Source organism: Amycolatopsis sp. (assembly GCF_025464955.1).
Taxonomy (GTDB): Bacteria; Actinomycetota; Actinomycetes; order Mycobacteriales; family Pseudonocardiaceae; genus Amycolatopsis.
Genome location: NZ_JAODNM010000143.1, coordinates 1 through 25028, shown reverse-complemented (window position 1 = coordinate 25028; position 25028 = coordinate 1). Strand labels below are relative to the sequence as shown.

Annotated in this window: 25 protein-coding genes and 1 pseudogene; 13 read left to right on the top strand and 13 right to left on the bottom strand. The window is 69.5% G+C overall.

Translation table 11 applies throughout. The features are described from left to right. Positions 1-849, top strand: an 849-nt coding sequence (locus JWQ81_RS37205; protein ID WP_297549161.1) for a PASTA domain-containing protein, incomplete at its 5' end; no start/stop codon positions are given. A gap of 101 nt (positions 850-950) precedes the next feature. On the opposite strand, the gene JWQ81_RS37200 is transcribed toward JWQ81_RS37205, so the two are convergent. The 6 genes from JWQ81_RS37200 to JWQ81_RS37175 all read right to left on the bottom strand — a co-directional run bounded on the left by JWQ81_RS37200 (position 951) and on the right by JWQ81_RS37175 (position 8653). After that, positions 951-2315, bottom strand: a complete 1365-nt coding sequence (locus tag JWQ81_RS37200) for a class II 3-deoxy-7-phosphoheptulonate synthase (RefSeq protein ID WP_297549163.1) — start codon at positions 2313-2315, stop codon at positions 951-953. A gap of 133 nt (positions 2316-2448) precedes the next feature. After that, complete coding sequence (locus JWQ81_RS37195; protein ID WP_297549159.1) at positions 2449-4350, bottom strand: FAD/NAD(P)-binding protein; 1902 nt, start codon at positions 4348-4350, stop codon at positions 2449-2451. Beyond that, entirely contained in the window at positions 4347-5216 is an 870-nt protein-coding gene (gene pheA / locus JWQ81_RS37190) for a prephenate dehydratase (protein WP_297549157.1), read from the bottom strand. The genes JWQ81_RS37195 and pheA overlap by 4 nt, the downstream gene beginning before the upstream one ends. After that, positions 5213-6412, bottom strand: a complete 1200-nt coding sequence (locus tag JWQ81_RS37185) for a hypothetical protein (protein ID WP_297549155.1) — start codon at positions 6410-6412, stop codon at positions 5213-5215. The genes pheA and JWQ81_RS37185 overlap by 4 nt, the downstream gene beginning before the upstream one ends. Before the next feature lie 46 nt (positions 6413-6458). After that, entirely contained in the window at positions 6459-7463 is a 1005-nt protein-coding gene (locus JWQ81_RS37180) for a TauD/TfdA family dioxygenase (protein WP_297549153.1), read from the bottom strand. 260 nt (positions 7464-7723) lie between these two features. After that, positions 7724-8653, bottom strand: coding sequence for a PAC2 family protein (locus JWQ81_RS37175; protein WP_297549151.1), 930 nt, complete (start codon positions 8651-8653; stop codon positions 7724-7726). Positions 8654-8947: 294 nt separating this feature from the next. Between JWQ81_RS37175 and JWQ81_RS37170 the strand changes: the two genes are divergently transcribed. From JWQ81_RS37170 to hisG, 5 genes are all read left to right on the top strand, one after another. Continuing rightward, complete coding sequence (locus tag JWQ81_RS37170) at positions 8948-9628, top strand: HAD family phosphatase (RefSeq protein ID WP_297549148.1); 681 nt, start codon at positions 8948-8950, stop codon at positions 9626-9628. Positions 9629-9712: 84 nt separating this feature from the next. Further along, complete coding sequence (locus JWQ81_RS37165; protein WP_297549146.1) at positions 9713-11191, top strand: AlkA N-terminal domain-containing protein; 1479 nt, start codon at positions 9713-9715, stop codon at positions 11189-11191. Next, on the top strand, positions 11188-11712 hold the full coding sequence (locus JWQ81_RS37160) for a methylated-DNA--[protein]-cysteine S-methyltransferase (RefSeq protein ID WP_297549144.1): 525 nt from the start codon (positions 11188-11190) through the stop codon (positions 11710-11712). The genes JWQ81_RS37165 and JWQ81_RS37160 overlap by 4 nt, the downstream gene beginning before the upstream one ends. A 65-nt stretch (positions 11713-11777) precedes the next feature. Beyond that, entirely contained in the window at positions 11778-12041 is a 264-nt protein-coding gene (locus JWQ81_RS37155; protein ID WP_297549142.1) for a phosphoribosyl-ATP diphosphatase, read from the top strand. A gap of 17 nt (positions 12042-12058) precedes the next feature. After that, complete coding sequence (gene hisG, locus JWQ81_RS37150; RefSeq protein WP_297549140.1) at positions 12059-12904, top strand: ATP phosphoribosyltransferase; 846 nt, start codon at positions 12059-12061, stop codon at positions 12902-12904. Between the two features lie 189 nt (positions 12905-13093). Here the strand turns inward: hisG and JWQ81_RS37145 are convergent, their stop codons facing one another. Next, entirely contained in the window at positions 13094-13693 is a 600-nt protein-coding gene (locus JWQ81_RS37145; protein ID WP_297549138.1) for a helix-turn-helix domain-containing protein, read from the bottom strand. 87 nt (positions 13694-13780) lie between these two features. Between JWQ81_RS37145 and JWQ81_RS37140 the strand changes: the two genes are divergently transcribed. From JWQ81_RS37140 to JWQ81_RS37130, 4 genes and pseudogenes are all read left to right on the top strand, one after another. Next, on the top strand, positions 13781-14407 hold the full coding sequence (locus tag JWQ81_RS37140; protein ID WP_297549136.1) for a bifunctional 2-polyprenyl-6-hydroxyphenol methylase/3-demethylubiquinol 3-O-methyltransferase UbiG: 627 nt from the start codon (positions 13781-13783) through the stop codon (positions 14405-14407). 24 nt (positions 14408-14431) lie between these two features. Then, a complete protein-coding gene (locus JWQ81_RS37135) occupies positions 14432-14920 on the top strand; it encodes a DinB family protein (RefSeq protein ID WP_297549134.1) in 489 nt (162 codons plus the stop codon). Positions 14921-15193: 273 nt separating this feature from the next. Further along, a pseudogene (locus tag JWQ81_RS45175) lies at positions 15194-15349 on the top strand (Scr1 family TA system antitoxin-like transcriptional regulator); the annotation flags it as partial. A 47-nt stretch (positions 15350-15396) separates the two neighbouring features. Continuing rightward, positions 15397-15564 carry a DUF397 domain-containing protein gene (locus JWQ81_RS37130; RefSeq protein ID WP_297549132.1) on the top strand — a complete coding sequence of 56 codons (168 nt, stop codon included), beginning with the start codon at positions 15397-15399 and terminating at the stop codon, positions 15562-15564. A gap of 74 nt (positions 15565-15638) precedes the next feature. On the opposite strand, the gene JWQ81_RS37125 is transcribed toward JWQ81_RS37130, so the two are convergent. The 3 genes from JWQ81_RS37125 to JWQ81_RS37115 form a co-directional block, all read right to left on the bottom strand. Next, the gene (locus tag JWQ81_RS37125) at positions 15639-16574 is read right to left on the bottom strand and encodes a ParA family protein (protein ID WP_297549130.1); all 936 of its coding nucleotides are present in this window, start codon (positions 16572-16574) and stop codon (positions 15639-15641) included. 79 nt (positions 16575-16653) lie between these two features. After that, entirely contained in the window at positions 16654-17430 is a 777-nt protein-coding gene (locus tag JWQ81_RS37120; RefSeq protein WP_297549128.1) for a thioesterase family protein, read from the bottom strand. 15 nt (positions 17431-17445) lie between these two features. Next, positions 17446-18351 (bottom strand): RecB family exonuclease, encoded by a 906-nt coding sequence (locus tag JWQ81_RS37115; protein ID WP_297549126.1) that lies wholly within the window; start codon positions 18349-18351, stop codon positions 17446-17448. Between the two features lie 127 nt (positions 18352-18478). Between JWQ81_RS37115 and JWQ81_RS37110 the strand changes: the two genes are divergently transcribed. Together JWQ81_RS37110 and JWQ81_RS37105 are read left to right on the top strand one after the other, a co-directional pair. Then, complete coding sequence (locus JWQ81_RS37110; protein WP_297549124.1) at positions 18479-19633, top strand: site-2 protease family protein; 1155 nt, start codon at positions 18479-18481, stop codon at positions 19631-19633. A gap of 91 nt (positions 19634-19724) precedes the next feature. Then, positions 19725-20549, top strand: a complete 825-nt coding sequence (locus JWQ81_RS37105) for a tRNA (adenine-N1)-methyltransferase (protein WP_297549122.1) — start codon at positions 19725-19727, stop codon at positions 20547-20549. Between the two features lie 7 nt (positions 20550-20556). Here JWQ81_RS37105 and JWQ81_RS37100 read toward each other — a convergent pair whose 3' ends face one another. From JWQ81_RS37100 to JWQ81_RS37090, 3 genes are all read right to left on the bottom strand, one after another. Further along, positions 20557-21021 (bottom strand): hypothetical protein, encoded by a 465-nt coding sequence (locus tag JWQ81_RS37100; RefSeq protein ID WP_297549120.1) that lies wholly within the window; start codon positions 21019-21021, stop codon positions 20557-20559. A gap of 73 nt (positions 21022-21094) precedes the next feature. Next, on the bottom strand, positions 21095-22000 hold the full coding sequence (locus JWQ81_RS37095) for a hypothetical protein (RefSeq protein ID WP_297549118.1): 906 nt from the start codon (positions 21998-22000) through the stop codon (positions 21095-21097). Between the two features lie 39 nt (positions 22001-22039). Then, positions 22040-22957 carry a hypothetical protein gene (locus tag JWQ81_RS37090; protein ID WP_297549116.1) on the bottom strand — a complete coding sequence of 306 codons (918 nt, stop codon included), beginning with the start codon at positions 22955-22957 and terminating at the stop codon, positions 22040-22042. A 393-nt stretch (positions 22958-23350) separates the two neighbouring features. On the opposite strand from JWQ81_RS37090, the gene arc reads away from it, so the two are divergent. Next, positions 23351-25028: proteasome ATPase (arc, locus tag JWQ81_RS37085; protein ID WP_297549114.1), on the top strand; the 1678-nt coding region annotated here is incomplete at its 3' end.

Here is a 25028-nt window from a genome sequence, read left to right as displayed (position 1 = left end):
GGCACCGGCGCGTACCCCGCCCCGCATCCCGTACCCGGTGGGGGCCGCACCGGCACGCGGATGATGCCCCGCCCCGCGGACGCCGAGTACCACGCGGCGACGGACGGGCCACCGCCGCACCTGCGCGCCCGGCGGCGCAGCCGCCGGATCTTCGGTGTCTGGGTCGCGATCGTCCTCGTGCTCTGCCTGCTGGTAGGGGCGACGGCCTGGTGGCTCGGCACCGGACGGTGGACGGCGATGCCGCCCCTGGTCGGGCTCGAGCAGACCACGGCGCAGCAGTTGCTCGGCCAGGCCGACCTCGTCGCGAGCGTCACCACGGCGCACGACGACGGGCAGCCTGCCGGTGTCGTGTCCGCCACGGATCCCCCGCCTGAGGCCCGGCTGCTGCGCGGCAGCACAGTACTGCTCACGATCTCGGCCGGCCGTCCGACAGTGCCGGTGGTTGCCGCGGGAACCGCCGTAGCGGTAGCGGAGCAAGCCGTGCGGGACGCGGGGCTCACCCCGGTGCGCACCACGGATGCCGATCAGTTCAGCGCCACTGTGCCCGCGGGCGCCGTCCTGGGCACCGATCCGGCAAGCGGCGCCGCGCTCCCGATCGGCGCACCCGTCACCCTGGTGGTCAGCCGGGGGCCCGAGCCCCCAGCGGAGACATACCGCGTGGAGGTGCCTTTCGTGATCGGCAAGCGGTTCGACGACGCTGCCGACAAGCTGGGCGAAGCCGGGCTGGACGCCGAGGAGGGCTCTCGCGGGTTTCCGTTCGGTCGCGACAACGGCCGAGTGATCGAGCAGGACCCGAGCGCCGGGTCCCTCGTCGAGCCCGGCACCACGGTCACCCTCCGCACCCTCTGACCACACCCCGCGAGTCGCCCGAATTCAGCCCGCGAGTCGCCCGTTCCGCGCCCCCGAGTCGGCCGAACCCAGCCCTCGACCCGCGGGGTGGGGGTTTGGCGTCAGCCGCGGAGCATCTCCGCCACGAGGAACGCGAGCTCCAGGGACTGCTGTGTGTTCAGGCGGGGGTCGCATGCGGTCTCATACCGACCGGCGAGGTCGGCGTCCGAGATCTCCTGGGCCCCACCCAGGCACTCCGTGACGTCCTCGCCCGTGACCTCGACGTGGATGCCCCCGGGATGGGTGCCCAACGCCCTGTGAACCTCGAAGAAGCCCTGCACCTCGTCGACGATCCGGTCGAAGGACCGCGTCTTGTAGCCGTTGGAGGACTCGTGGGTGTTGCCGTGCATCGGGTCGCACTGCCAGATCACCGCGCAGCCCGCGGCGGTCACCTCCGCGACGATCGGGGCGAGGACACCGCGCACCTTGTCGTTGCCCATCCGGGCGATGAAGGTGAGCTTGCCCGGCACGTTGTGCGGGTTGAGCCGCCGCGCGTACTCCACAGCCTGGGCCGGGGTCGTGCCGGGACCGATCTTCAGCCCGATGGGGTTGGCCAGCAGCTCGGCGAACGCGATGTGCGCGCCGTCGAGCTGGCGGGTGCGCTCGCCGATCCACAGGAAGTGCGCCGACAGGTCGTAGAGGCGGGCGGTGTCTTCGCGGGTGTCCAGGCGGAGCAGTGAACGTTCGTAGTCCAGCAGCAGCGCCTCGTGCCCGGTGTAGATCTCGGTGGTGGCGAGGTTTCGGTCGGTGACCCCGCAGGCGAACATGAACCGCAGCGCGCGGTCGATCTCTTCGGCCAGCGCCTCGTAGCGCTCACCGGCGGGCGAGCTCAGCAGGAAGTCCTTGTTCCAGTCGTGGACCCGGTGCAGGTCGGCGATGCCGCCGCCGAGCAGCGCCTGCAGCAGGTTGGTGGTGACCGCCGAGTTGGCGTACGCGCGGATCATCCGGCCAGGGTCGGGGATCCGGCCCTGCGGCGTGGCGGTCATCGAGTTGACGATGTCGCCCCGGTAGGAGGGCAGGCCGAGCGCGTCGAGGGCGGACGACCGCGGTTTGGCGTACTGCCCGGCGATCCTGCCGAGCTTCACCACCGGCATGCTCGCCCCGTAGGTGAGCACCACCGACATCTGCAGCAGTGTCTGGACGACCCCGCGGACGTGCGGCTCGGTGTTGCCCGCGAAGGTCTCCGCGCAGTCGCCGCCTTGCAGCAGGAAGGCCTCGCCCCTGGCCACCGCGCCGAGCTGCTCGTGCAGGCGGTCCACCGTGGCGGGGACCGTGATCGGCGGGACGCTTTCGAGCTCGGCGCGTACCGCCTGCAACCGCTGGTCGTCACCCCAGTCGGGCTGCTGCGCGGCGGGCCGCGTGAGCGCGTGGTCCAGCCGGGCGCGCAGCTCCGGTGGTAGTTCCGAGCCGGCGGTGAACGGGTCCAGGCCGTCGGCGGAGGACCAGTGGGTGGTCGGGTCGGCGGGCGCTGTTGCCTCGGCGACCGGGGCGAGTGTCGTCACGGGCAAACTCCTTTCGGCTGGTGGCGGGAGGTGGGGAGCCGGTGGTCCGGCGGACCGCTCACGGTGCGTCGGCCGTGACCGGGGTGGAGACCGGCCTCGGCGCGGTTTCGGTCACCGCCGCGAGGCTGTGTGCCGCGATGTCGTCAGCGTCGGTGATGAAATCGCTCCACTTGCCGGGCCGGCAGCTGCCGACCTGCATGAACCAGCGGGTGTGCTCGGTGGGGATGCCCAGCACGTACAGGCCGCTGTCCGCCTGGCCGTGCCGGTCCACCGGGTGGTACGGGCTGGCGGTGACCGCGACGCCGCCCGTGTCGAACGCCGCGGCCTGGTCCCGGTTGACGTAGCCGGTCCAGATTCCGCGGGACCGCAGCCTCGTCGTGAGCGGGCTGAGGTCGCGTCGCAGGTCCGGGTACGGGATGCGCGCGTCGATCAGGACGTCGACGGGGACCTCGGCGCCGGCCACCGCGGCCGAGGACACCACGAAGCGGCCACTTCCGGTGTCGCCGGCGAACTCCGCGCCGGGACCGATGATGCGCAGCACACCGGCGTCGATGAGCGCGAGGACCTGCCGCAGCCGGACCTCCGGGGGACCCGCGGCGAGGAACGCGCTGCGGGGTACGTACCAGCCGAGGAAATCGTCCTGGTGTGAAGCGGGGTTCAGCCCGCTGAAGTCCACCAGTTGGCGGATCACCCAGCGGTTGTCCCGCAGGACGTCGAGGGCTGCCTTCGTCGGCGAGTCGACGTTGCCCTCCGCGGCGTGGGCGAGGTCTTCCCGCAGCGCGGCGGCGAGCTCCTGTTCGAAGGCCGCCCTGCTGGTGAAGGTGCGGCCGTCGAAAGGCCGGGCCAGCGCGTCGAGATCGATCACCGGCTGGTCGCGGATGCCGAACCGCTCCGCGACCGCGCGGACGTCGGGCACCGGGCCGCCGGTCGTGGCACGGGCGGCCACCTCCGCCCGGAACCGAGCCGCGACGTCCGCGCCGTAGGTCCGGCGCAGCAGGGTCTGGCAGTGCACCAGCTCGACTTCGGCCAGCAGCCAGGGCAGGATGTCCGCCCGGAAGTCCAGGCGCCGGTTGAAGATCCCGCGGCGGACGTGCTCGGGCGTGAACAGCGCCGGCTGGTAGGAGTAGGCGGGCGGCTTCTGGTTGCGGCCGCGGGCGGGCAGCGGCATCCCACTGCGGGAACCGGCCACCAGCACGGGTTCCCGGCCGCTGGGCAGGTAGCGGAGGTCGCCGTTCCCCTCCTCGGCGAAGCGGCCGCCGCGGCCCACCGTGAACGCCGCCATGACGTCGAAGAAGGACAGTCCCAGGCCGACGACGCCGACCGGGGTGCCCGGCAGCACCTCGTCCAGCGGCATATCCGCCGGGGAGTCCCCGCGTACGTAACGCACCGCGGGGCGGTCCTCGGCGAACGCGGCCAACTCCGCGGCGCGCCCGGACAGCTCGGGCACCGAATGGCCGGTGGTCAATACCACGCGGTCGACGTGCAGGATTTCGCCGTCCGAAAGCTCGAGCCGGTAGCCGCCATCACCGGGTTGCAGGTCCGCCACCCGAGCGTTGACGCGGCGTAGCCGCGCGTTCGCGGGGAGGCCGTTCTGGACGGCGTCGAGGACGAAACGCAGGTACCGGCCGTAGACCGCTCGCGGTGCGTAGCTGTCGGGGCCGGGGCAGTCCGGGTCTGCCGACTCCCACCACTCGACCAGTGACGGTCCGGCACCGGCGCGGGCGGGCCCGGCGTCGGGCAGGCCGGAGAAGGCGGAGATCTGCCCCGCCACCGTGTTCATCAGGAACCACTCGGGCTGGTTCGAGCGGTACACCCGGCCGGCGCCGACCTCGACCGCGTCGATCAGGTACAGCACGACCGGTGCTTCGGCGCGCTCGGCGGTCAGCCGGGCGGCGAGGCGCTCGACGACCATCATGCCGCGCGGCCCGCTGCCGACGACCGCGATCCGGTGTTCGGTCACTGGCTGACCTTTCCTCTGGTCGGTGCGTGCCGATTCGCACGGGGATAGCTGCCCAGGAAGAGCAGCGAGGCCGCTTTCCGGCGCACGGCGGTGAGGGCTTCCGACACGTCGGTGTCGTCGAGGTGCCCCTCGATGGTGACGAAGAAGTCGTAACGGCCGAGAACCGAGCCTTCCGGCCACGACTGGATCCACGACAGGTTGACGTTGCGGCCGGCGAACTCCGCGAGCACGTCCACCAGTGCACCTGCACCCGTCGAGCTGGTCGTGACCATGAGTGAGCTGCAGTCGCGGCCGGTGCCGGCCGGTGACGGCCCGCTACCCCGGACCAGGATGAACCGGGTCACCGCGTCGTCGCGTTCACCGATGCCCTCGGCGAGCGTGGACAGGCCGTACCGGCGGCCGGCGATCGAAGCGGCGATCGCCGCTTCGTCCCCGCGACCGGACAGCGCGAGCTCCTCCGCGGCGGCGGCTGTCGAGTCCGACAGCAACCGCTCCGCGTTCGGCAGCTGCTGGGCGAGCCAGCGCTGGCACTGGCCGTGGGCGTGCGGATGGCTGCGGACGCGGGTGACGTCGGCGAGCGTGGTGCCGGGGTTGACCAGCAGGCTGAAGGTCACCGGCAGCTCGACCTCCGCGTCGATGCGCAGCAGGCTGTTGCTGGCGGCCAGCTCTCCCAACGTGGAGGGCACGGTGCCGGTCACCGAGTTCTCCACCGGCACCACCGCGCCGGCGTACTCGCCGGAGCGCACGGCCGCCAGCGCGGCGAACACCGTGGGGAACGGTGTCGCCGTGGCGCCGGCCACCGCGGGCAAGAGGTCCAGGGCGGCCTCGGTGAAGGTGCCCTGCGGACCGAGATAGGCGTACTTCATCGGGAGAGCGCCAGTCCGTCCGGTACCAGCTCGCGGCCGACGAGTTCGGCTGCCAGCCGGTCCCTGACGACGTCGAGGTCCTCGCAGTCGCTGCCGACCCGCTCGGCGATGTGCACGCGGTAGAGCTCGTTGAGGAGTTCGGCGTCGGCCTCGACACCGAGCTGGCCGAGCAGGTGCCGCAGCACGGCGCGGCCGGAGTGCCGGGCGATCAGCATCGAGCGCTGGCGGCCGAAGCGAGCCGGCTCGACGAACTCGTAGGTCTCGGGGTTGCTCAGCATGCCCTGCTGGTGGATGCCCGCCGCGGTGCCGAAGGCGTACTTGCCGAAGATGGGCTTGTTACGGGGCTCGTCGAGTTTGATCACCGCCCGCAGCGCGTTGTACGCGGAGTACATCGCGGGCAGCTCGATGTCGGTGTACATGCCGAGGTGGTCAGTCTTGTAGGCCAGCAACGCGGCCAGCTCCTCCAGCGGGGTGTTGCCCGCGCGTTCACCGACCCCGCCCAATGTCACCTGCACCTCGTCGGCGCCCGCGTGCAGCCCCGCCAGGGCGTTCGCCAGTGACAGGCCGAAGTCGTTGTGGCAGTGGGTCGACACCCGGATCGGCGCCGGTGCCCACGCGCGGATCTTGCCGATCAGCGTGCCGTACTCGTCCGGGGTGTGGCAGCCGGTCGTGTCGGCGAGGATGATGCAGGTCGCCCCGGCCTCGACCGCGCTTTCGGTGAGCGTGCGAAGCAGGTCGTCGTCGCCGCGGCTGGCGTCCTCGATACCCACCGAGATGTGCTCGACGCCGAGGGAACGGGCGAACGCCACGGTGTCGGTGACCTCGAGCACGGCCGCCTCACGGGAGATGCCGCGCTTGTGCTCGAGGTGGATACGACTGCCGGTGGCCACCATCTGCACCTCGTGGTTCGCGGTGCCGCCCGCCTCAACCGCGACTTCGACGTCCCGACGGGTCGTCCGGGAGAACGTGGCGAACCGGGTGCCGGTCATTTCCTGCGAAATGAGGCGGGTCGCTTCGAAGTCGCTGGGGGAGGAAGCCGGGAAGCCCGCTTCGACGCAATCGACGCCGAGACCCGCGATACGCAGGGCCAGATCGACTTTCTGGTCGGGTCGCATCGCGTTTCCGGGCGCCTGCTCGCCGTCACGCAAGGTGGTGTCGAAAATGGAGATCCGGCGGGGAGTGGAATGTGCGTCCATCAGGTACCTCTCGAATGGAGTCGGATACGGGGAATGCGTCGGGAATTCAGTCGCCGACGCGGCCGGCGATCCCGTCGAGCCAGCGGTCGGTGTGCCGGTCCGCGGCTGCCTGGTCGCGGAAGGCGTAGGTCTTGAGCAGCCACCGCGAGCGGGATCGTTCCGGATCGATCACCTCGATCTTTTCCCGGTTGTGCAGACCGTCCTGGTTGGCGAAGGTGAATAGGTCGCCTTCCAGGATCCGGTGCCGCGTCCGCTCGGCCCTGGCGAGCGCGTTCTTGAGCGCGAGCAGGGCGTCCTTCGCCTCCGGCGGCGCTTCCGGGGCGACGGTGGTATGAGTGTCGAGGTACCGGATGCTGTGCTCGTTTTCGAAGATCGGGTGCCGGCCCGAGACCGTCAGCTTGTCGTTGTTGTCCCGGGAGACCACGTCGAAAGGAGTGATGAAGTGGTTCTGACGCAGCACATGCCGTTCGTCGGGCGTCAGTGCCGCGAGCAGCGCTGAGCCGCCGACGAAACTCGTGTACGTCACTTCCTCGATCGGGCAGCGCATCCCGAGCAGGGTGATGAAGTCGGCCCGCACCGGGTGTGCGGTGCGGTCATTGTGGAAGACGAGTTCGCCGTCGCTGTAGCCGGTTTGCTTACCGCTGTACTTGTTGATGGCGATGACGTCGGTGAAGAAGTCGCCCTTGAACCGCGTCGCGTAGGCCAGCAGCGGCGTGCTGGTGAGCTGGCCGAAGAGCTCGAGGAACGTCTCGGCGATGAAGGTCTTCTTTTTGGTGTACTTGTCGGCCTGCGGATCGTCGTGGTCGAGCACCGGGATCATTTCGTCACGCGGGCAATTGCGAAGGGCATGAGCCTCGGCGACGCCTTCCTGGCGCTCTTCGCGTACTCGATCGGTCACTTTCACCAGAAAGTCCGGCACGCCCCGCTGGACGAGTTCGCCGACGGCAGTCGAGAACGCCGGATAGTTTTCGTACGGATTCTTCGCGACGCTTTCCAGCGCTGCGTACAATTCGTCGCGTTCGGCATCGGAAAAGGCGTAGATCGGCTGCATGACTGGAACTCCCGCAGGCTGGTGGCTCTGATGGGAACAATCCTGTGGCAACCGGGCTCGGCCTCCAACGGCCGACAGAGGAGGACGGGTGGCGGTTTCTCCCCCGAAATCCACTCCAGGTGGGCTGAAGGTGGAGTCATCCGCCCGTTGATCTCACCCGCCGGGGTAGCGCTCGCCCCAGGTGCCGGCAAAAAACGACTCGGGGGACGTTTCGTACAATTCAATGGTACGAAACGTCCCCCGAGTCGTCTGGGTCGTAGTTACTCGCCGCTCTCCGAGCGGCGGGCCGAGCCGGGGCCGTCCTGGCCGGGGCGGCGGCGCCGGAGGTAGCGCTCGAACTCGGCGGCGATCTTGTCCCCGCTGACGTCGTCGAGGTCGACCTTCGACTCCTCGTCGCCCTGCTTCTCGAGGTCGTGGACGTACTCGCTGATCTCTTCGTCCTCTTCGGCCATCTCCGAGACGGTCCGCTGCCATTCCTCGGCCTGCTCGGGCAGCGCGCCCAGCGGGATCTCGACGTCGAGGATGTCCTCGAGCTTGTGCAGCAGCGCCAGCGTGGCCTTCGGGGACGGCGGGTGCGACACGTAGTGCGGGACGGCCGCCCAGATGGACACCGCGGGGATCCCGGCCTGCACGCAGAAGTCCTGCAGGACGCCGACGATCCCGGTCGGGCCCTGGTAGCGGTTTCGCTCAAGGCCGAACCGGTTGGCGGCTTCGGTGTCGTACGCCGTTCCGGTCACCGGGACGGGACGGGTGTGGGCGGTGTCGGCCAGCAGCGCGCCGAGGGTGACCACGGTGGACACCTTCAGCTCCTCGATGTGCTCGAGCAGCTCCTGGCAGAACGCCCGCCAGCGCATGTTGGGCTCGGGTCCCTGGACGAGCACGACGTCGCGGTTGAGGCCCTCCGGGCGGCAGACCGACAGCCGGGTCGTCGGCCACTCCACGCGCCGTGTCACGCCGTCGACCATGCGGACCGTCGGCCTGCTGACCTGGAAGTCGTAGTAGTCGTCTGGTTCCAACTCGGCCAGCGGGGTCGCGTCCCAGTTGAGCTGCAGGTGCTCGATGGCCCGACTGGCCGCGTCACCTGCGTCGTTCCAGCCTTCGAACGCGACCACCATCAGCGGGGTCGTGATCTCGGCCTGGTCGCCCTCGGTGGGGCTGGGCTGCTGGGTCTCGTCGACGGGCTCACTCACCGGCCCAGCCTACGACCAGCGGGCCCTCAGCTGTCGGCCATATCCGATCGTCTTTCTCGCCCGCTGCTGGGCGCCCTCGCAGAGCGTGTCGCGAACGACGTCGAAATCACCCCTTCGGGGGTAACCGCGCGAATCGTCCGAACCCGACATCTCGCACCCGGGGGCGCGTCGGGCGCCGCCGGGGCTCGGTTACCGTGGTGGCGGGTTCTCGTCGGGCAATGAAGCCTGCCCGGACTTCGAAGACGTCGAAGCCAAGTACTTGACCTCCAGGTACGCGACACCGAGGAGAAAGCCGTGACTGAACCGTCCACAAAGGACGGACTTGCCGCCGTGCTGTGGGACATGGACGGCACGCTGGTCGATTCCGAGAAGCTCTGGGACATCGGACTGTACGAAGCCGCCGAATGGCTGGGTGGAAAGCTTTCCGAGGAACAGCGGGCCACCCTGGTCGGGTCCAATATGGACGACACCTCGCGCTATCTGCTCGAGGTCACCGGACGGCCGGTGACCGCCGAGGCGATCGCGGAGACCGGCGAGTGGCTCACCAAGCGCACGGCCGGCCTCTTCGACGGCGCGCTGCCGTGGCGTCCCGGCGCCCGTGAAGCGCTCGTCGCGATCCGCGCCGCGGGTATCCCGTCGGCACTGGTCACCTCCACCGAGCGGTCGCTCACCGAGCTCGCGCTGAACACGATCGGACGCGAGTTCTTCGACGTCACGGTGTGCGGCGACGAGGTCGACGGCCTGAACAAACCGCATCCGCGGCCCTACCAGCTGGCCGCCGAGCTCCTGGGAGTCGACCCGGCACGCTGTGTCGCGGTCGAGGACTCGCCGCCGGGCGCCCAGTCAGCCGCGGCCGCGGGCTGTGTCGTGCTGGTCATCCCCAACGACGTCCCGGTCGAAGCGGGCGAGCGCCGGGTGTTCCGGACTACGCTGGTCGGCGTCGACCCGGCTGGGTTCGCAGCCCTGCTCGACTAGCGAATTTCCGACAGCACTCTTGTTGCGGAGGGTGATGTCGTTTTTTCGCCAGCGGCGGGACGGCGGCGCGGTCATGCTGGGGTGGTGCACCAGGATTTCGAGCGTTGCGTACGGGCCGTCCAGTCGAAGGACGCCAGGTTCGACGGATGGTTCTACACCGCCGTCCTGACCACCCGGATCTACTGCCGTCCCAGCTGCCCGGTGGTGCCGCCCAAGGTCGAGAACATGAGCTTCCACCCGAGTGCGGCGGCCGCTCAGCAGGCTGGTTTCCGGGCCTGCAAGCGATGCCGGCCGGATGCCAGCCCCGGCTCTCCGCAGTGGAACGAGCGGGCGGACCTGGTGGCCAGGGCGATGCGCCTGATCGCCGACGGGGTCGTCGACCGCGACGGCGTGCCCGGCCTCGCCTCGCGTCTCGGGTACAGCACCCGGCAGGTCGAGCGGCAGCTCCAGGCCGAGCTGGGTGCCGGGCCGCTGGCCATCGCCAGGGCCCAACGCGCCCAAACCGCGCGCGTGCTGATCGAGACCAGCGCGATGCCGATGGCCGACCTCGCGCCGGCCGCCGGTTTTGCCAGTTTGCGGACATTCAACGACACGATCCAAGCCGTGTTCGCCCTTTCGCCGACCGAACTGCGCCACCGTGCGAAGAACAAGCCCACCGAGACCACCGGGGCGATCTCCCTGCGGCTGCCGTTCCGGGCGCCGCTCTTCCCGGACAACCTGTTCGGTCACCTCGCGGCGACAGCCGTGCCCGGCGTCGAAGAGTGGCGCGACGGCGCGTACCGGCGGACCCTGAACCTCCCGCACGGCCACGGTGTCGTCGCTTTGCGTCCCCAGCCCGATCACGTCGCCTGCAGGCTGGAACTGACGGACCCGCGGGACCTCACGACGGCGATCAGCCGGTGCCGCCGGCTGCTCGACCTCGACGCCGACCCGGTCGCCGTCGACGCCCTACTCGGCGAGGACCAGGACCTCGCGCCGCTTGTGCTCAAGGCCCCGGGCAGGCGGGTCCCGCGGACTGTCGACCCGGCGGAGTTCGCCGTGCGCGCCGTTCTCGGGCAGCAGGTGTCCACCGCGGCCGCCCGCACCCACGCGGCTCGGCTGGTGACCGCTCACGGCGTCGCGGTCGACGACCCCGGCGGCGGCCTGACGCACCTGTTCCCCGAACCAGAGGCGCTGGCTTCGCTGGACCCGGAGAAGCTCGCGATGCCGGGCACGCGGCGGAAGACGTTGATCACGCTGGTCAACGCCCTCGCCGCCGGTGAGCTCGACCTCGACATCGGCAGCGACTGGCAACGCGCCCGCGCCGGCCTGAACGCGTTGCCGGGGTTCGGACCGTGGACGGTCGAGACGATCGCGATGCGCGCGCTCGGCGACCCGGACGCCTTCATCCCGGCCGATCTCGGCGTCAAACTTGCCGCTGCCGAGCTGGGTCTGCCGACCGCACCTGCCGCTCTTACCGCTCGTGCGGCCCGCTGGCGGCCATGGCGGGCCTACGCCGTCCAACACCTGTGGGCAACCGGCGACCACGCCATCAACCGCCTGCCCGGAAAGGACCTCCCATGAGGCACTTCGCCCCCGTCCGCCGCACCCACACCGAGACGGACAGCCCCTGCGGGCCGCTGACCCTCGTCGCCGCCGACGGTGTGCTTTCGGCTCTGTACATGACAGAGCAACGCCACAAGCCCGATCCGAGTACGTTCGGCGAGCGGGTCGATCCGGACGTGGAGCCCTTCGCCGAGGTCGTCTCGCAGCTCAAGGAGTACTTCGCCGGCCAGCGAACCGACTTCGACCTACCACTGAACCTGATCGGCACCCCGTTCCAGCAGCGGGTGTGGACGGCTTTGCAGGGCATCCCGTACGGCGAAACCGTGTCGTATGGCCAACTCGCCGAAGAACTCGGGCAGCCGACGGCGTCCCGGGCCGTCGGGCTGGCCAACGGGAAGAACCCGGTCAGCATCATCGTGCCGTGCCATCGCGTCGTCGGAGCCAAGGGTGACCTGACGGGCTATGGCGGCGGGCTCGACCGCAAGCGGTACCTGCTCGACTTCGAACGCGCCGACTCCCTTTTTCCACCGGTCGGGTGACCTGCGTCGCCCCGGTCCGGCCCGGCTCGCCTCCGTCGGCCGCCGGATGGAAGGATCTGCAGATCGTGAAGACCTTCGATGAGCTGTTCGCCGAGCTTGCCGAGCGCGCGCGTGTCCGTCCCGACGGTTCCGGAACCGTCGCGGCGCTGGACGCCGGCGTGCACGCGCAAGGCAAGAAAGTGCTGGAAGAGGCGGGCGAAGTGTGGATCGCCGCCGAGCACGAGTCCGACGACCGGCTGGCCGAGGAAATCTCCCAGCTGCTCTACCGGCTCCAGGTGCTGATGCTCGGCCGCGGCCTGTCGATCGAGGACGTCTACCGCTACCTGTGACGCTGAGGAGTAAACGAATGCTGCGTGTCGCTGTCCCGAACAAGGGAGCGCTCGCCGTTTCCGCCTCGGAGATGCTCGGTGAGGCCGGCTACCGGCAGCGCAGTGAGCCGCGCGACCTGACGGTGCTGGACCCGGCCAACGAGGTCGAGTTCTTCTACCTCCGGCCGAAGGACATCCCGATCTACGTCGGTTCGGGCGAGCTGGACCTCGGGATCACCGGTCGCGACCTGGCGCTCGACTCCGGGGCGCCGGTGGTCGAGAGCCTTGCGCTCGGCTTCGGCGGGTCCACCTTCCGGTACGCGGCGCCGGCCGGGAAGGACTGGAAGGCCGCTGACCTGCACGGCAAGCGGCTCGCGACGTCGTACCCCCGGCTGGTGCGCGAGGACCTCAAGCGCCATGGTGTCGAGGCCGAGGTCATCCGGCTCGACGGCGCCGTCGAGATCTCGATCCAGCTCGGCGTTGCCGACGCCGTCGCGGACGTCGTGGGCTCGGGACGCACCCTGCGCCAGCACAACCTGGTCGCGTTCGGCGACCCGATCTGTGTGTCGGAAGCGGTGTTGGTGCACAGGGACGGCAGCGAGTCGTCGAAGGCGAAGGCGCAGCTCACCGCGCGGCTGCAGGGTGTCGTGTTCGCCCAGCACTACATGATGCTGGACTACGACTGCCCGCGTGAGCTGCTCGACCGCGCGATCGCGATCACCCCGGGCCTGGAGTCGCCGACCGTTGCCCCGCTGGCCCACGCGGACTGGGTCGCCGTGCGCGCGATGGTGCCGCGCAAGAAGGTCAACCAGATCATGGACGAGCTCGCCGAGACCGGTGCCAAAGCGGTGCTGGCTTCGGACATCCGCTCCTGCCGCCTGTGAGAGCGCGCCCGACCCGCCGATGAGCGGGGTGCTGTCGGCGTTCGTGCCGATCTGGTCCTCTCGCTGCTCGCGTTCACCGTCACCATGCCCGCCATTTTCTTCGGCAGGTTGATCGATACGCCGTTCTCGGCATCCCGGTTCCCCCGCGACTGCGTTGTCCTTTCGACGCTCTTCTCGATGGGCACGCTGTCAGTTTCCGCCTGGCTCCTGGGTTGATGCGTGTGCTCGCAGGTGTGCCCGCATCCCTTGTAGTCCGAACAGGATGAGAAGCTCGACCACGCCGCCGTCGGCGCTGCCCAGCCAGTGCGGCAGGGACGTGTCGAACTCGGCTGCTTCACCGGGCGGCAACGTCAGGTCGCGCTCGCCGAGCACCAACCGCAGCCGACCGTTGAGCACGTAGAGCCATTCGAAGCCTTCGTGAGTCTGCAGCGTCGGTTCGAGCGGTTCCGGCCGAGCGGGGATGATCATCTTGAACGACTGCATCCCGCCCGGCCGCCGGGACAACGGCACGAGGATCATCCCGAACCGCCGGATCGGCTTGAGATGGATCCGGGGGTCGCCCGTGCGCGGCGCACCGACGAGATCGTCCAACGGAACGTCGTAGGTGCGGGCCAGCGGCAGCAGCAACTCCAGGGTGGCCCGGCGCTGCCCGCTCTCCAGCCGGGACAAAGTGCTCTCCGAGACCCCGGTCGTCACCGCGAGGTCGGCGAGGGTGATACCGCGGTCGCGACGCAGCGCGCGTAGCCGCGGCCCCACCGCGTCGAGCACGTCGTCCGTTCCGTGGTCCATGAGCCGATCTTGCCAGAACCGCAAGTTTTCGTGCCAGATCGTGGCTTGCCTGGCAACACTGAGTGCATCCCGACACAAGGAGCCTCGATGAGCACCACGGATGCGGTCACGTTCTGGAACGGCGTCTACGCGGCCAGGCCGTCGGCTACCGACCCTCGGCCGAACGACCGTCTCGCCGAGACTGTCACGAGCTTCCCGCCCGGCGACGCGTTGGACCTCGGCTGCGGCGACGGCGGTGACGCGCTGTGGCTCGCCGGCAGGGGTTGGCGAGTCACAGCGGTCGACATCTCGGCTCTGGCGGTCGAACGGCTCGCCGGCCTTGCCCGCTCATGCGGCGTGGGCGACCGGGTCATCGCCGAGCGGCATGACCTGCACGAGTCCTTCCCACAGGGCGGGTTCGACCTGATCTGCGCCCACTACCTGCACACCCCCTTCGACCTGGACCGGTCAACCGTCCTCCGCGCTGCCGCGCACGCGCTGCGCCCGGGCGGGCGGCTGTTGGTCGTCGACCACGGCTCGACCGCGCCCTGGTCGTGGGACCAGGATCCCGAAGTCCGGTACCCGACGCCGCAGGAAGTCGCCGCGGGCATCGACCTGGACTCGGTGACATGGATGGTCGAACGGGCCGACGCACTCCGCCGCCTCGCGACCGGCCCGGGCGGGCGCACCGCCGAGGTCATCGACCACGTCCTGCTCATCCGCCGCACTGCCTGACTTGCTCCAGCGAAAGAGACCACCATGCCCGCAACGTCCCGCCGCGACACTCCACCGCCCCGGACCGGAAGCGGCGAGACCGAGGTCCTGCGCGGCTTCCTCGACTACCTCCGGGCCTCGATCGCCGCGAAGGTCGACGGTGCCCCCGAACCGCAGGTCCGAACAGCTGGTGTGCCGTCAGGCACTAACCTGCTCGGCCTGCTCAACCACCTCACCTTCGTCGAGCGTGCGACCTTCCTCGGCGACAAGGTCACCGACTGGAAGGCGACTTTCCACGCTGCCCCAGCCGACAGCGTGGCCGACGTCGTCGACCGCTATCGACAGGCGGTCAAGCATGCGAACGACGTCCTCGACGGGTGCACCGACCTCGGCGCCCCCGTTCCCCGGCCGAGGCAGGGAAGCGCCGCTCCCAGCGTCCGCTGGGCACTCACCCACCTGATCGAAGAGACCGGCCGCCACGCCGGCCACGCGGACATCCTCCGCGAACTCATCGACGGTGCAACCGGCCGCTGACGGAGGACTCGTCATTGCAGACATGCGCGATGACCTTGGGTCCCTTGGCTTGCGGGGAGGTCGCGTCTCCTGCGAGGTACCGGATCTGCTCCATAATCGGCACCGTATCAGCGGATACCGACAAATTCGGGGTTGTCCCGATGGCCCTGATGCAGGCCTCGCATTGTCGATGACGCGCGATGCGGCGCGTGGAATCGTTGCTCTCCTTCAAAATGTCTCGATCCGGATCCTTCCGTTTTCCGCGGGGGCGCACCGATCGGCCGGGTCGGTTTCGTGTTTCTCCGGCTTGTGTCGCCCAGCATCAGCCGGGTCTACCTCCAAGGCTTGACCGACGCCACGTACATCCACGAACCCGATGAAACCGAGCGATACGAAGGAGGGTTCGAGCAGTTGTGGGCACAGGCCGCCGATGAGAGCGAGTCTGCGACGATTCTCCGTAGGCGCATCGAGTACTTTGACCCTAATCGGAGGAGCCCATGGAGGCTGCGTGGAGGAAACCTGTACGTAGTGCAGGAGCGAACAATTGCTTCGAGATACGACTCGCGCGGATCGTCGATGTCCGTGACACCAAGGATAGGGCGGCCGGGCACCTGTCGCTTCAGACGTACACCTGGGCTGCCTTCCTCGTGAAGGTGGCGTACTAGCAGGACTCGTGAGTGTTCCGGCCGGTTCTAAGCTGGTTCTAAGCGGCCGGAACACTCACGAACGCGGCGCGCCCCTACTGAGGCGGGCGGGGGCGTTTCGGCATGAAGTCGTAGAGCTTCTTGCGGGCGCCGTTGTCGTTGGCGGTGCGGGCGGCGGAGACGTCGGAGATGAAGTCCTCGAAGGCGAACTCCTCCTCGGCCGGCACGACTGGGCCGGTGGTCTTCTGCTCGCGGTACCACTCGAGGGTGTTCGCGATCTCGCGGAAGGCCACGGCCTGGATGGTCTCCGGCGCGAAGGTCGTCACCGGTGTCCCGTGCGCGCCGGCTTCGTTCATCACGACGCCTAGCGGAAGGTGTGCCAGGACGGGGATGTCGAACGTGTGCAGCTCCTGCAAGGCCGCGACCGCGTAGTGCGAGATCGGCCGACGGTAGAGGCCGGGGACGATGCCGTAGTAGGTGATCGGCGGCCTGCCGACGGTCTGCTCGACGTAGGCGACCTGATCGTGCAGCAGCCGCAGCGCGCGGATGCTGGTGCGGTCGGGCTGCACCGGGACCAGTATCCCGTTGCTGGCGGCGAGGGCGTTGTTGGTCAGCACGTCCAGCGCCGGCGGGCAGTCGATGATGACGTGGTCGTAGTTGGCGAACTGGACGACCCTGGCGAGCTGCCAGCCCGGCACGCGGAACTGGTCGAGCCGCCGGATGAGGTCGAACATGCCCGGTGACGTCGGGATCACGTCGAACGCGCCGCCGCGGCCGATATTGCTGCGCTTGTGCGGGACGACCAGTTCCTCGATCGGGCCCTTCCACATCTTCGTGAGTGCCTTGGCGAGGCTGGGCGCGTTCGGGGGAACCTCGTCCATGCCGAGCATCTCGGTGGTGGCGTGGCCCTGGGGGTCGAGGTCGATCAGCAGCACGCGGCAGCCGCGTTCGGCGAGCGCCGCGGCCGCGCCGACGGACAACGAGGTCTTGCCGACCCCGCCTTTCTGGTTGACCACCGAGGTGATCTGCATGCCGGAGCGCTCCCTGGTTCGTGGTTCCGCGAAGGGTATTCGATCTTGGCTCACCGCGCCCGCCTCACCGCCGCCGGACTCATCTCGGCCTCACCATCAGTGCCTGCGCACCCGTCCCCACCGGGCCCTGGGTGTCGTGCAGGGTGCTCGTCGAGGTACCTATGCCGTTCGGGCCGACCAGCGTGGCGGCGTCGAGCCCGATCCATTCGCCGGCGGGCTCGCGCTGGAGGTGGACGGTCAGCTCGGAGTTGATGAACCACCACTGGCGCGGGTCGAGGAAGTTCGACGCGCCGTTGGCCGAGTCGGCGACGACGAACAGTCGCTGCAGCGGACTCGGCTTCTCACCATCGACCAGCGTGACCCGCTGCCGTGCCCAGGCCGTAATCGGTCCGGAGACATCCAAGCCGCCCGCGACGGCTCGCCATTCCACCGCGTCGACGTATCCGGCGCCCCAGCTTTCCGGCCAGTGTGTCGCGGGCGCGTCCTCCGGAGCGGACAGGGTTTCCACGCCTGACGCCATGATGCCGGTCGTATCGGACATCGTGATCCGCCAAGCGGAGGCCCGCGCGACCGTGCGACCCCCGCCGTCCAGCTCGGCCGCGAGTAGCTCCACCGAACGGCCCGGCCGCTCGACCCGTGCCCGCACGGACAGCTCGGTGAGCGGTGCCGGTCCGAGGATCTCCACGGTCACCCTGGCGAGCTGCTTTCCTTGCCCCGCACCGAGTTCCTCGAGCGCGCGGACGAGCAGCGCCGACGGCGGGCCGAAATGCTGGGCGTCGGGCGTCCACGGCCCGACGGTGTGCTCGGTCGGGGAGAACCGCCCCCCGCCGAGAGGGAGATAGAACGCGTCTGCCAACGGGATCGTCCTCTCTTAATCGGCTCGGTCGATCGGGCTTTCTTCGCCGGCGTCCGGCTCCGGCCAGCCCGGGTACACCGGCGGCGTGCCGCCGAAGGACGGGCACCGCGCCTGGTGATCGCACCAACCGCACAGCTTGCTCGGGCTCGGGCGGAAATCACCGGTCTTGCCTGCCTTGAGGATGGCCTGCCAGATCGCTTCGAGGGTCTTCTCGAAGCGGACCAGCTCGGGCTCGTCCGGCGTGTAGGCGAGTTGCTGCCCGTCGGTGAGGTACATCAGCTTGAGTTGCCGGGGAACGATACCGCGCAGCCGCCACAGGACGACCGCGTAGAACTTCATCTGGAACAGCGCCTTGGCCTCGCCGATCTCCCTCGGCGCGGCCCCGGTCTTGTAGTCGACCACCCGGATCTCCCCGGTCGGCGCGACGTCGAGCCGGTCGATGTACCCGCGAAGCAGCACCCCGGAGCCCAGCTCGGTCTCGACGTGGAGCTCGCACGCCTCCGGCTCGAGCCGTGTCGGGTCTTCGAGGTCGAAATAGGCGTCGACGAGCTTCGCGGCCGTGCCGAGCCAGTCGGCGACCTCGTCCGCATCGGCGTTCTCGGTGGCCTCCCCGGCGAACAGCGCACGCCACTCCGGGCGCTCCCCGGACAGGTCGGACCAGGCGGGCTCCAGCAGCTCCTTCGCCCGTGCGGGCACCCTGTCCGCCTGCGGCAGCGTGAACAGCCGTTCCAGTACCGAATGCACCAGCGTGCCGCGCAGCTGCGCCTTGGTCGGGGCTTCCGGCAGCCTGTCCACCGCACGGAACCGGTAGAGCAGCGGACACTGTTTGAAGTCGCTGGCCCGCGATGGTGACAGCGCTGGCCTGCGCCGTGCCCGTGGCGCGACCGGCTCGGTGGGGGCGATCGCCGTCATGTCCTGCATGGACCGAGCGTAGCGCCGAGGACCGACAGTCTCGGGGACCGCCGACGCCTCAGCGGGTCACCGCGTGTCACCCGATCGGCGGGCCCGGATAACCCCGCCCCCACACCGCACGATCTACTCTTTCGGGATGACCGCGACCAGTGAGCCCGGCGCCGGGCGCTCCAGCCGCGGCGCGTTGGACGGGGGACTGCTCCTGTTCCGCGTCGACGGCGTCCCGGTCCTGCTCGCGCCTTCGTGGTGGATCGGGTCGCTCGCCATCGTCGTGTTGTACGCGCCGCTGGTCGGACGGCTGCTGCCGGGCGCTTCCGCACTGATGTCCTGGACGCTCGCCGCGGCGTTCGCGGTCCTGCTCGGCGTCTCCGTGCTCGCCCACGAACTCGGGCACTGCGTGGTCGCCCTGCGGCTCGGCATCCCGGTACGGCGGCTGAGACTGTTCCTGCTCGGCGGCCTGTCCGAGGTCGCGCGGACCCCGCGCCGCCCCGGGCAGGAAGGCATGGTGGCCGCCGCAGGTCCGGTCGTGTCGCTCCTGCTCGCGGGTTTCTGCGCCCTGTTGCTGCTCGCTGTCCCTTCCGGCGGCGCCGCGTGGCTGCTCGTCGCGGAGTGCGCGGTGGCGAACCTGGCCGTCGGCCTCTTCAATCTCTTACCCGGTCTGCCGCTCGACGGCGGGCGGTTGCTGCGCGCGGGAGTGTGGGCGGCAACCGGTGCCAGGGCTAAAGGCACCAAGGCGGCCGTCGCGGGCGGTGGTGTCGTCGCCTTCGGCCTGATGGTGTGGGCTCTGTGGGGGCTTGCGGACGGCAGCAGCGACCGCTGGCTGAGGCTTGGCGTGTGTGTCGTCACCGCGTGGTTCGTCGTGCTGGGCGCGGGCGGAGAACTCGCCGCCGAGGGCAGGCGGAGCTGGCCCGCGGGGCTGGTGCTCGCCGACCTGGTCCGCCCGGTGCTCCAGCTGCCCGCGGAAAGTCCGGTGTCCGACGCGCTGGCCGCATCGGCGGGCCGGGGAGTGGTGCTGGTCCGCGCCGACGGAGTTGCCGCGGGCCTGCTCGACGAGGTGGCCGCGGAACGCCTGGCCGCGTCTTCGCCGCTCTCGCCCGCGGAGCTCGCGGCCGAACCGATCCGGCCGGAAACCGTGCTGCTGGCTTCGGACCCCGGTGAGGAGATCGCGGAGCGCGTCCAGGAGACGGCGGCGTGGCAGTTCCTCGTGGTGGACGAGGAGGGCCGCCCGGCCGGGGTGCTGCGCCGGGAGGACCTCCGCGCCGCGATGATCCGTCCGCGCGGTGTCCGCTAGCGTTGTCCGTTAGCAGCGACCCCTCCGGTCCGGGCGCACTGCCGACCTGCGACGATCACCGGCGGAGTTTCTCGTCGCAAGTGGAGGTTCAGTGTCGGTCAGCGGACCGTTCAACGTGGGGGATCGGGTCCAGTTGACCGACCCGAAGGGTCGTCACTACTCGATCGTGCTCACCCCTGGTGCGGAGTACCACACGCATCGCGGAGGTCTCAAGCACGACGACGTCATCGGTCAGCCCGAAGGTTCGGTGGTCGCGTCGGCGGGTGGTACCTCGTACCTCGCCCTGCGCCACCTGCTACCCGATTACGTGCTGTCCATGCCGCGCGGAGCGCAGGTCATCTACCCGAAGGACGCCGCGCAGATCGTCATGTGGGGCGACATCTACCCCGGCGCGCGGGTACTGGAAGCCGGTGCCGGGTCCGGGGCGCTGACCTGTTCGCTGCTGCGTGCGGTGGGCAAGGAAGGCACCGTCCAGTCCTATGAGGTCCGTGACGACCACGCCGTGCACGCCCAGCGCAACGTCGAGCAGTTCTTCGGCGACAAGCCGGACAACTGGACACTGACCGTCGGCGACCTCGCCACCCACACCGGCGAGGTGGACCGCGTGGTCCTCGACATGCTGGCCCCGTGGGACCAGCTGCCCACCGTCGCGGCGAACCTGATCCCCGGCGGGGTGCTGGTCGTCTACGTCGCCACCGTGACGCAGCTGTCGCGCATCACCGAAGCACTGCGCGAGCAGACCTGCTGGACCGAGCCCGAGTCGTTCGAGACGCTGATGCGCCCGTGGCACGTCGTCGGTCTGGCCGTGCGGCCCGATCACCGGATGGTCGCGCACACCGCGTTCCTGCTCACTGCCCGGCGCCTCGCCGACGGTGTCGTTTCGCCGCGCGTGCAGCGCCGCCCGAGCAAGGGCTGAGCCCGGCTCAGCCGGGGATGCACCAGGTGGTTCCCTGCCGGTACAGGGGAAAGACGGTGTCCTTGCGGCCTGCCGAGCCCACGACGTGGATCGTGACGGTGGCCGTGTCGCCGGTGACCACCGGAGGCTGGGGCATGCTCGCTTCGACATCGCCGGCGGCATCCCATTTCCGCTGCAGCTGATCGATGGCGGCCGCTGACTGGGGCTGGCAGGTGAATCCGGCGTACCGGTGCGAATCGTGCGCGGTGATCGCTTCGGCGATGGCCTGCCCGGCCGCCGCCGCGCCCTCGCCGGCAGGCGGTGCGGGTGAGGACGTCGCAGTTGACAGTGGCGGCGCCGGGTCTGACGCGGCAGGTGGTGACGCGGCCGGCCGGCCGCCGGCGGAAACCAGCACCAGCCCGAGCACGCCACCCGCTACGAGCGCACCGACCAGTACCACGGCGGCGATCAGGCCGGTCCGGCGCACGGCCATGGGACCGAGCCTAAGTCATGTCCGGCTCGAGCGGGACCAAGTACGAGATGCGAGGGTCCGCCCCCGGCGGGGATCACTGCGCGCTGGTGACGCACCAGAGGCCGGACTCGTCCTTCATCTTGATCGTGTGGCTCGCTTGCTTGCCGCCTTGTGTTACCTGGACCGGGACGGTGGCGGTGTTGCCGGTGACGGCCACCGGGCCGGTCGCGGTCACCGGGGTCGCCGGGATCGTCACGCTGGTCTCCGTGGTGACGCTGCGGCAGATGGACTTCGCCAGCGAGCCGCCGTCGCCGGCGTTGTACGCCGCGATGACGGCGGTGCTGAGGTCTTGGGGGCTCGACTTGCCATTGGGGGCCGGGCCGGTGCCGGTGGAACCGCCCGTCGACGAGGACGAGGTCGACGGTGCGCGGGTGGACGGCGACGGCGAACCGGCGCCCGTCGTCGGTGTGGGCGCGCCGCTCGCCTTGGGGCCGCCGGACGGGGCGTGGGGCGTGCCGCTCGTGGAGGACGCGGTGGGTGTGTCGCTGCCGGAGTTGACCACGATCAGCGTCACGACCCCGCCGATGACCAGGACCGCGGCGATGGCGAGGCCGATGATGAGGCCGGTCTTGCTCTTCTTGGGGGGCTCGCCGCCGGGGTAGCCCGGCTGGGGCTGGCCGTAGGCGTCGAACCCACCCTGTGGGGGCTGTCCGTACTGGTCGGGCTGGCCGAACTGCTGCGTCCCACCGGGGTAACCGCCCTGCTGGGGGTGCTGCCGGCCGTAGGGGTCCTGCGGCGGGAACTGCTGCGTCCCGCCCGGGTACCCGCCCTGCTGCGGGGGAGGACCGTACTGCCCGGGCTGCTGTCCGGGTTGGCCGTACTGGCCCGGGTATCCGGGCTGCTGCTGCGGCCCGCTCGGCGGGAAGCCGCCGCCAGGCTGTTGGCCGTACTGGCCGGGCTGCTGCCCGTAGGGTCCGGGCTGCTGCGGCGGGTACGTCATCTTGCCCCTCACTGACTGACCGGAGAACCTGGGTGAAACTCAGGCCTTATCGAGCGTGGACATGCACCACAACCCGGATTCGTTCTTCATCTTGAGGACGCCGTTCTGCGGCTGCCCCTTAATGGTGACCTGCACCGGGACCGAAGCGGTGCCACCGGTGGTGGCGACCGGGCCGGTCGCTTTCATCGGAAGGGGGTCGAGCTTGACCTCGGTTTTGGTGGTGACGCTGCGGCAGACCGCCTGGACCACCGTGTTGCCGTCGCCCGCGCTGTAGGCCGCGATGACCGTCGAGCTGAGATCCTCCGGACTCGACTTACCGCCGGGGGCTGGACCGGAGCCCGTGGTGTTGCCGGTGCTGCCCGGTGACGAGCTCGGTGTGGATCCGGTCGAAGGCGGCGAGGAGGACGATCCGGCACCTGTGGACTCGGTCGTCGGTGCTGGTGCGCCGGTCGGGCTGGGGCCGCCGGCGGGGGTGCCCGGCTGACCGCTGGAGGAGGACGCGGTGGATGTGTCGCTGCCGGAGTTGACCACGATCAGTGTCACGACTCCGCCGATGACGACGACCGCGGCGACGGCGAGGCCGATGATGAGGCCGGTCTTGCTCTTCTTCGGCGGTTCGCCACCGGGGTAGCCCGGCTGTGGCTGGCCGTAGGCGTCGAACCCACCCTGCTGGGGCTGGCCGTACTGCTGCGGCTGGCCCGGCTGTCCGGGGTAGCCGCTCTGCTGGGGCTGCTGCTGGCCGTAGGGGTCCTGCGGCGGGAACTGCTGTGTTCCGCCAGGGTATGCGCCTTGGTGCGGGGGAGGGCCGTACTGACCCGGCTGGCCAGGTTGACCCGGCTGTCCGGGGTAGCCGCCCTGCTGCTGGGGTCCGCTCGGGGGAAACGCGCCCCCGGGCTGCTGTCCGTAGGGACCCGGCTGCTGCCCGTACGGTCCGGGCTGCTGCGGCGGGTAGGTCATTGGTGCCCCCTAGCTGATGTGCGGAACGACGTCATCCCTCGTCGAACCCGCCCGATGCTAGCCATGGGGTGGGCGAACCGCGCGGTTAGGGCTCGAACGGCCCATCCTCGACATCCGTTATGCGTAATTAGCCCGATTGGTCCGTGTTTTCGAGGGGTTGCCGACCGGTGATCTTGACCCCGAACGGCCGCGATCGGCGCCTTCCGCGCGTCCCGATCGACGGTGTGTAGTCGTCCGAGGACTTTTCCCGGCACTGGGTTGGCCTCTTGTGTGCCTGGGTAGTCCGTGCTGTGACCAGGCAAACATCACGACGCGCCGATCCTGTAATGCGGAAAGTCCTTTCCTTGTCGGTGATCGCCGGTACCGTTAAATGAAAAGCCGAGGAGGTGCCGAATGCACCATGACCTTCCCGGAGGCCGGCATGAGGACGATGCTGACCCTTCAGAGACGACTGGAGCTGGAATTACTTCGGACGAGCAGGCGCGTCAGGTTCGTTTCCTCGAAGAGGAAGTCGCCCTGCTGCGCAGGAAGTTGACGGACTCGCCACGGCAGAACCGGGTGCTGGAACAGCGCCTGGCCGAAGCGTCGGAGCGAGTGAGCCAACTCACCGAGCGCAATACCAAGCTGGTGGAAACCCTCCGCGAAGCACGCGGCCAGCTGCTCGCGCTCCGTGAGGAGGTCGACCGGCTGGCCCAACCGCCGAGCGGCTACGGGGTTTTCGTCGCCGCTTACGAGGACAACACGGTGGACGTGTTCACCGCGGGACGCAGAATGCGGGTTTCGGTATCGCCCGCCGTGGAGGTGGAGTCGCTCCAACGCGGTCAGGCGCTGCGGCTCAACGAGGCCCTGACCGTCGTCGAAGCCGGTGGCTTCGAGCTGGTCGGCGAGGTCAGCGCGTTGCGCGAGATCCTGGCACCGGAGATCGAGGGCGGCCCGTCACGCGCACTGGTCGTCGGGCACGCCGACGAGGAACGGGTGGTCTTCCTTTCCGACCCGCTCCTCGAGCAGCCGCTCAAACCGGGCGACTCGCTGCTCGTCGACGCGAAGGCCGGGTACGCCTACGAGCGGGTGCCCAAAGCCGAGGTCGAGGATCTCGTGCTGGAAGAGGTCCCCGATGTCAACTACGAGGACATCGGTGGTCTGTCCCGGCAGATCGAGCAGATCCGCGATGCGGTCGAGCTGCCGTTCCTGCATGCCGACCTCTATCGCGAGTACCAGTTGCGGCCGCCGAAGGGCGTGCTGCTCTACGGCCCTCCGGGGTGTGGGAAGACGCTCATCGCCAAGGCGGTGGCCAACTCGTTGGCCAAGAAGATCGCCGAGGCGCGAGGAGGCGAAGGCAGCGCTGCCGAAGTCAAGTCGTACTTCCTCAACATCAAGGGTCCCGAGCTGCTGAACAAGTTCGTCGGGGAGACCGAGCGGCACATCCGCATGATCTTCCAGCGAGCCAGGGAAAAGGCCTCCGAAGGCACTCCCGTGATCGTGTTCTTCGACGAGATGGACTCGATCTTCCGAACCCGTGGCAGCGGGGTGTCCTCCGACGTGGAGACCACCATCGTTCCGCAGCTGCTGTCCGAGATCGACGGGGTGGAGGGGCTCGAGAACGTCATCGTGATCGGCGCCTCCAACCGCGAGGACATGATCGACCCGGCGATCCTGCGGCCCGGCCGGCTGGACGTCAAGATCAAGATCGAGCGGCCGGATGCCGAAGCCGCGCAGGACATCTACTCCAAGTACCTCACCGAGGCACTGCCGGTGCACGCCGACGATCTGGCCGAATTCGGGGGCGACCGCTCGCTGTGCATCAAGACGATGATCGAAAAGGTCGTCGACCGGATGTACGCCGAGATCGACGACAACCGGTTCCTGGAGGTCACCTACGCCAACGGTGACAAGGAAGTCATGTACTTCAAGGACTTCAACTCCGGTGCGATGATCCAGAACGTCGTCGACCGCGCGAAGAAGTACGCGATCAAGTCGGTGCTGGAGACCGGCCAGCGCGGTTTGCGCATCCAGCATCTGCTCGACTCGATCGTCGACGAGTTCGCCGAGAACGAGGACCTGCCCAACACCA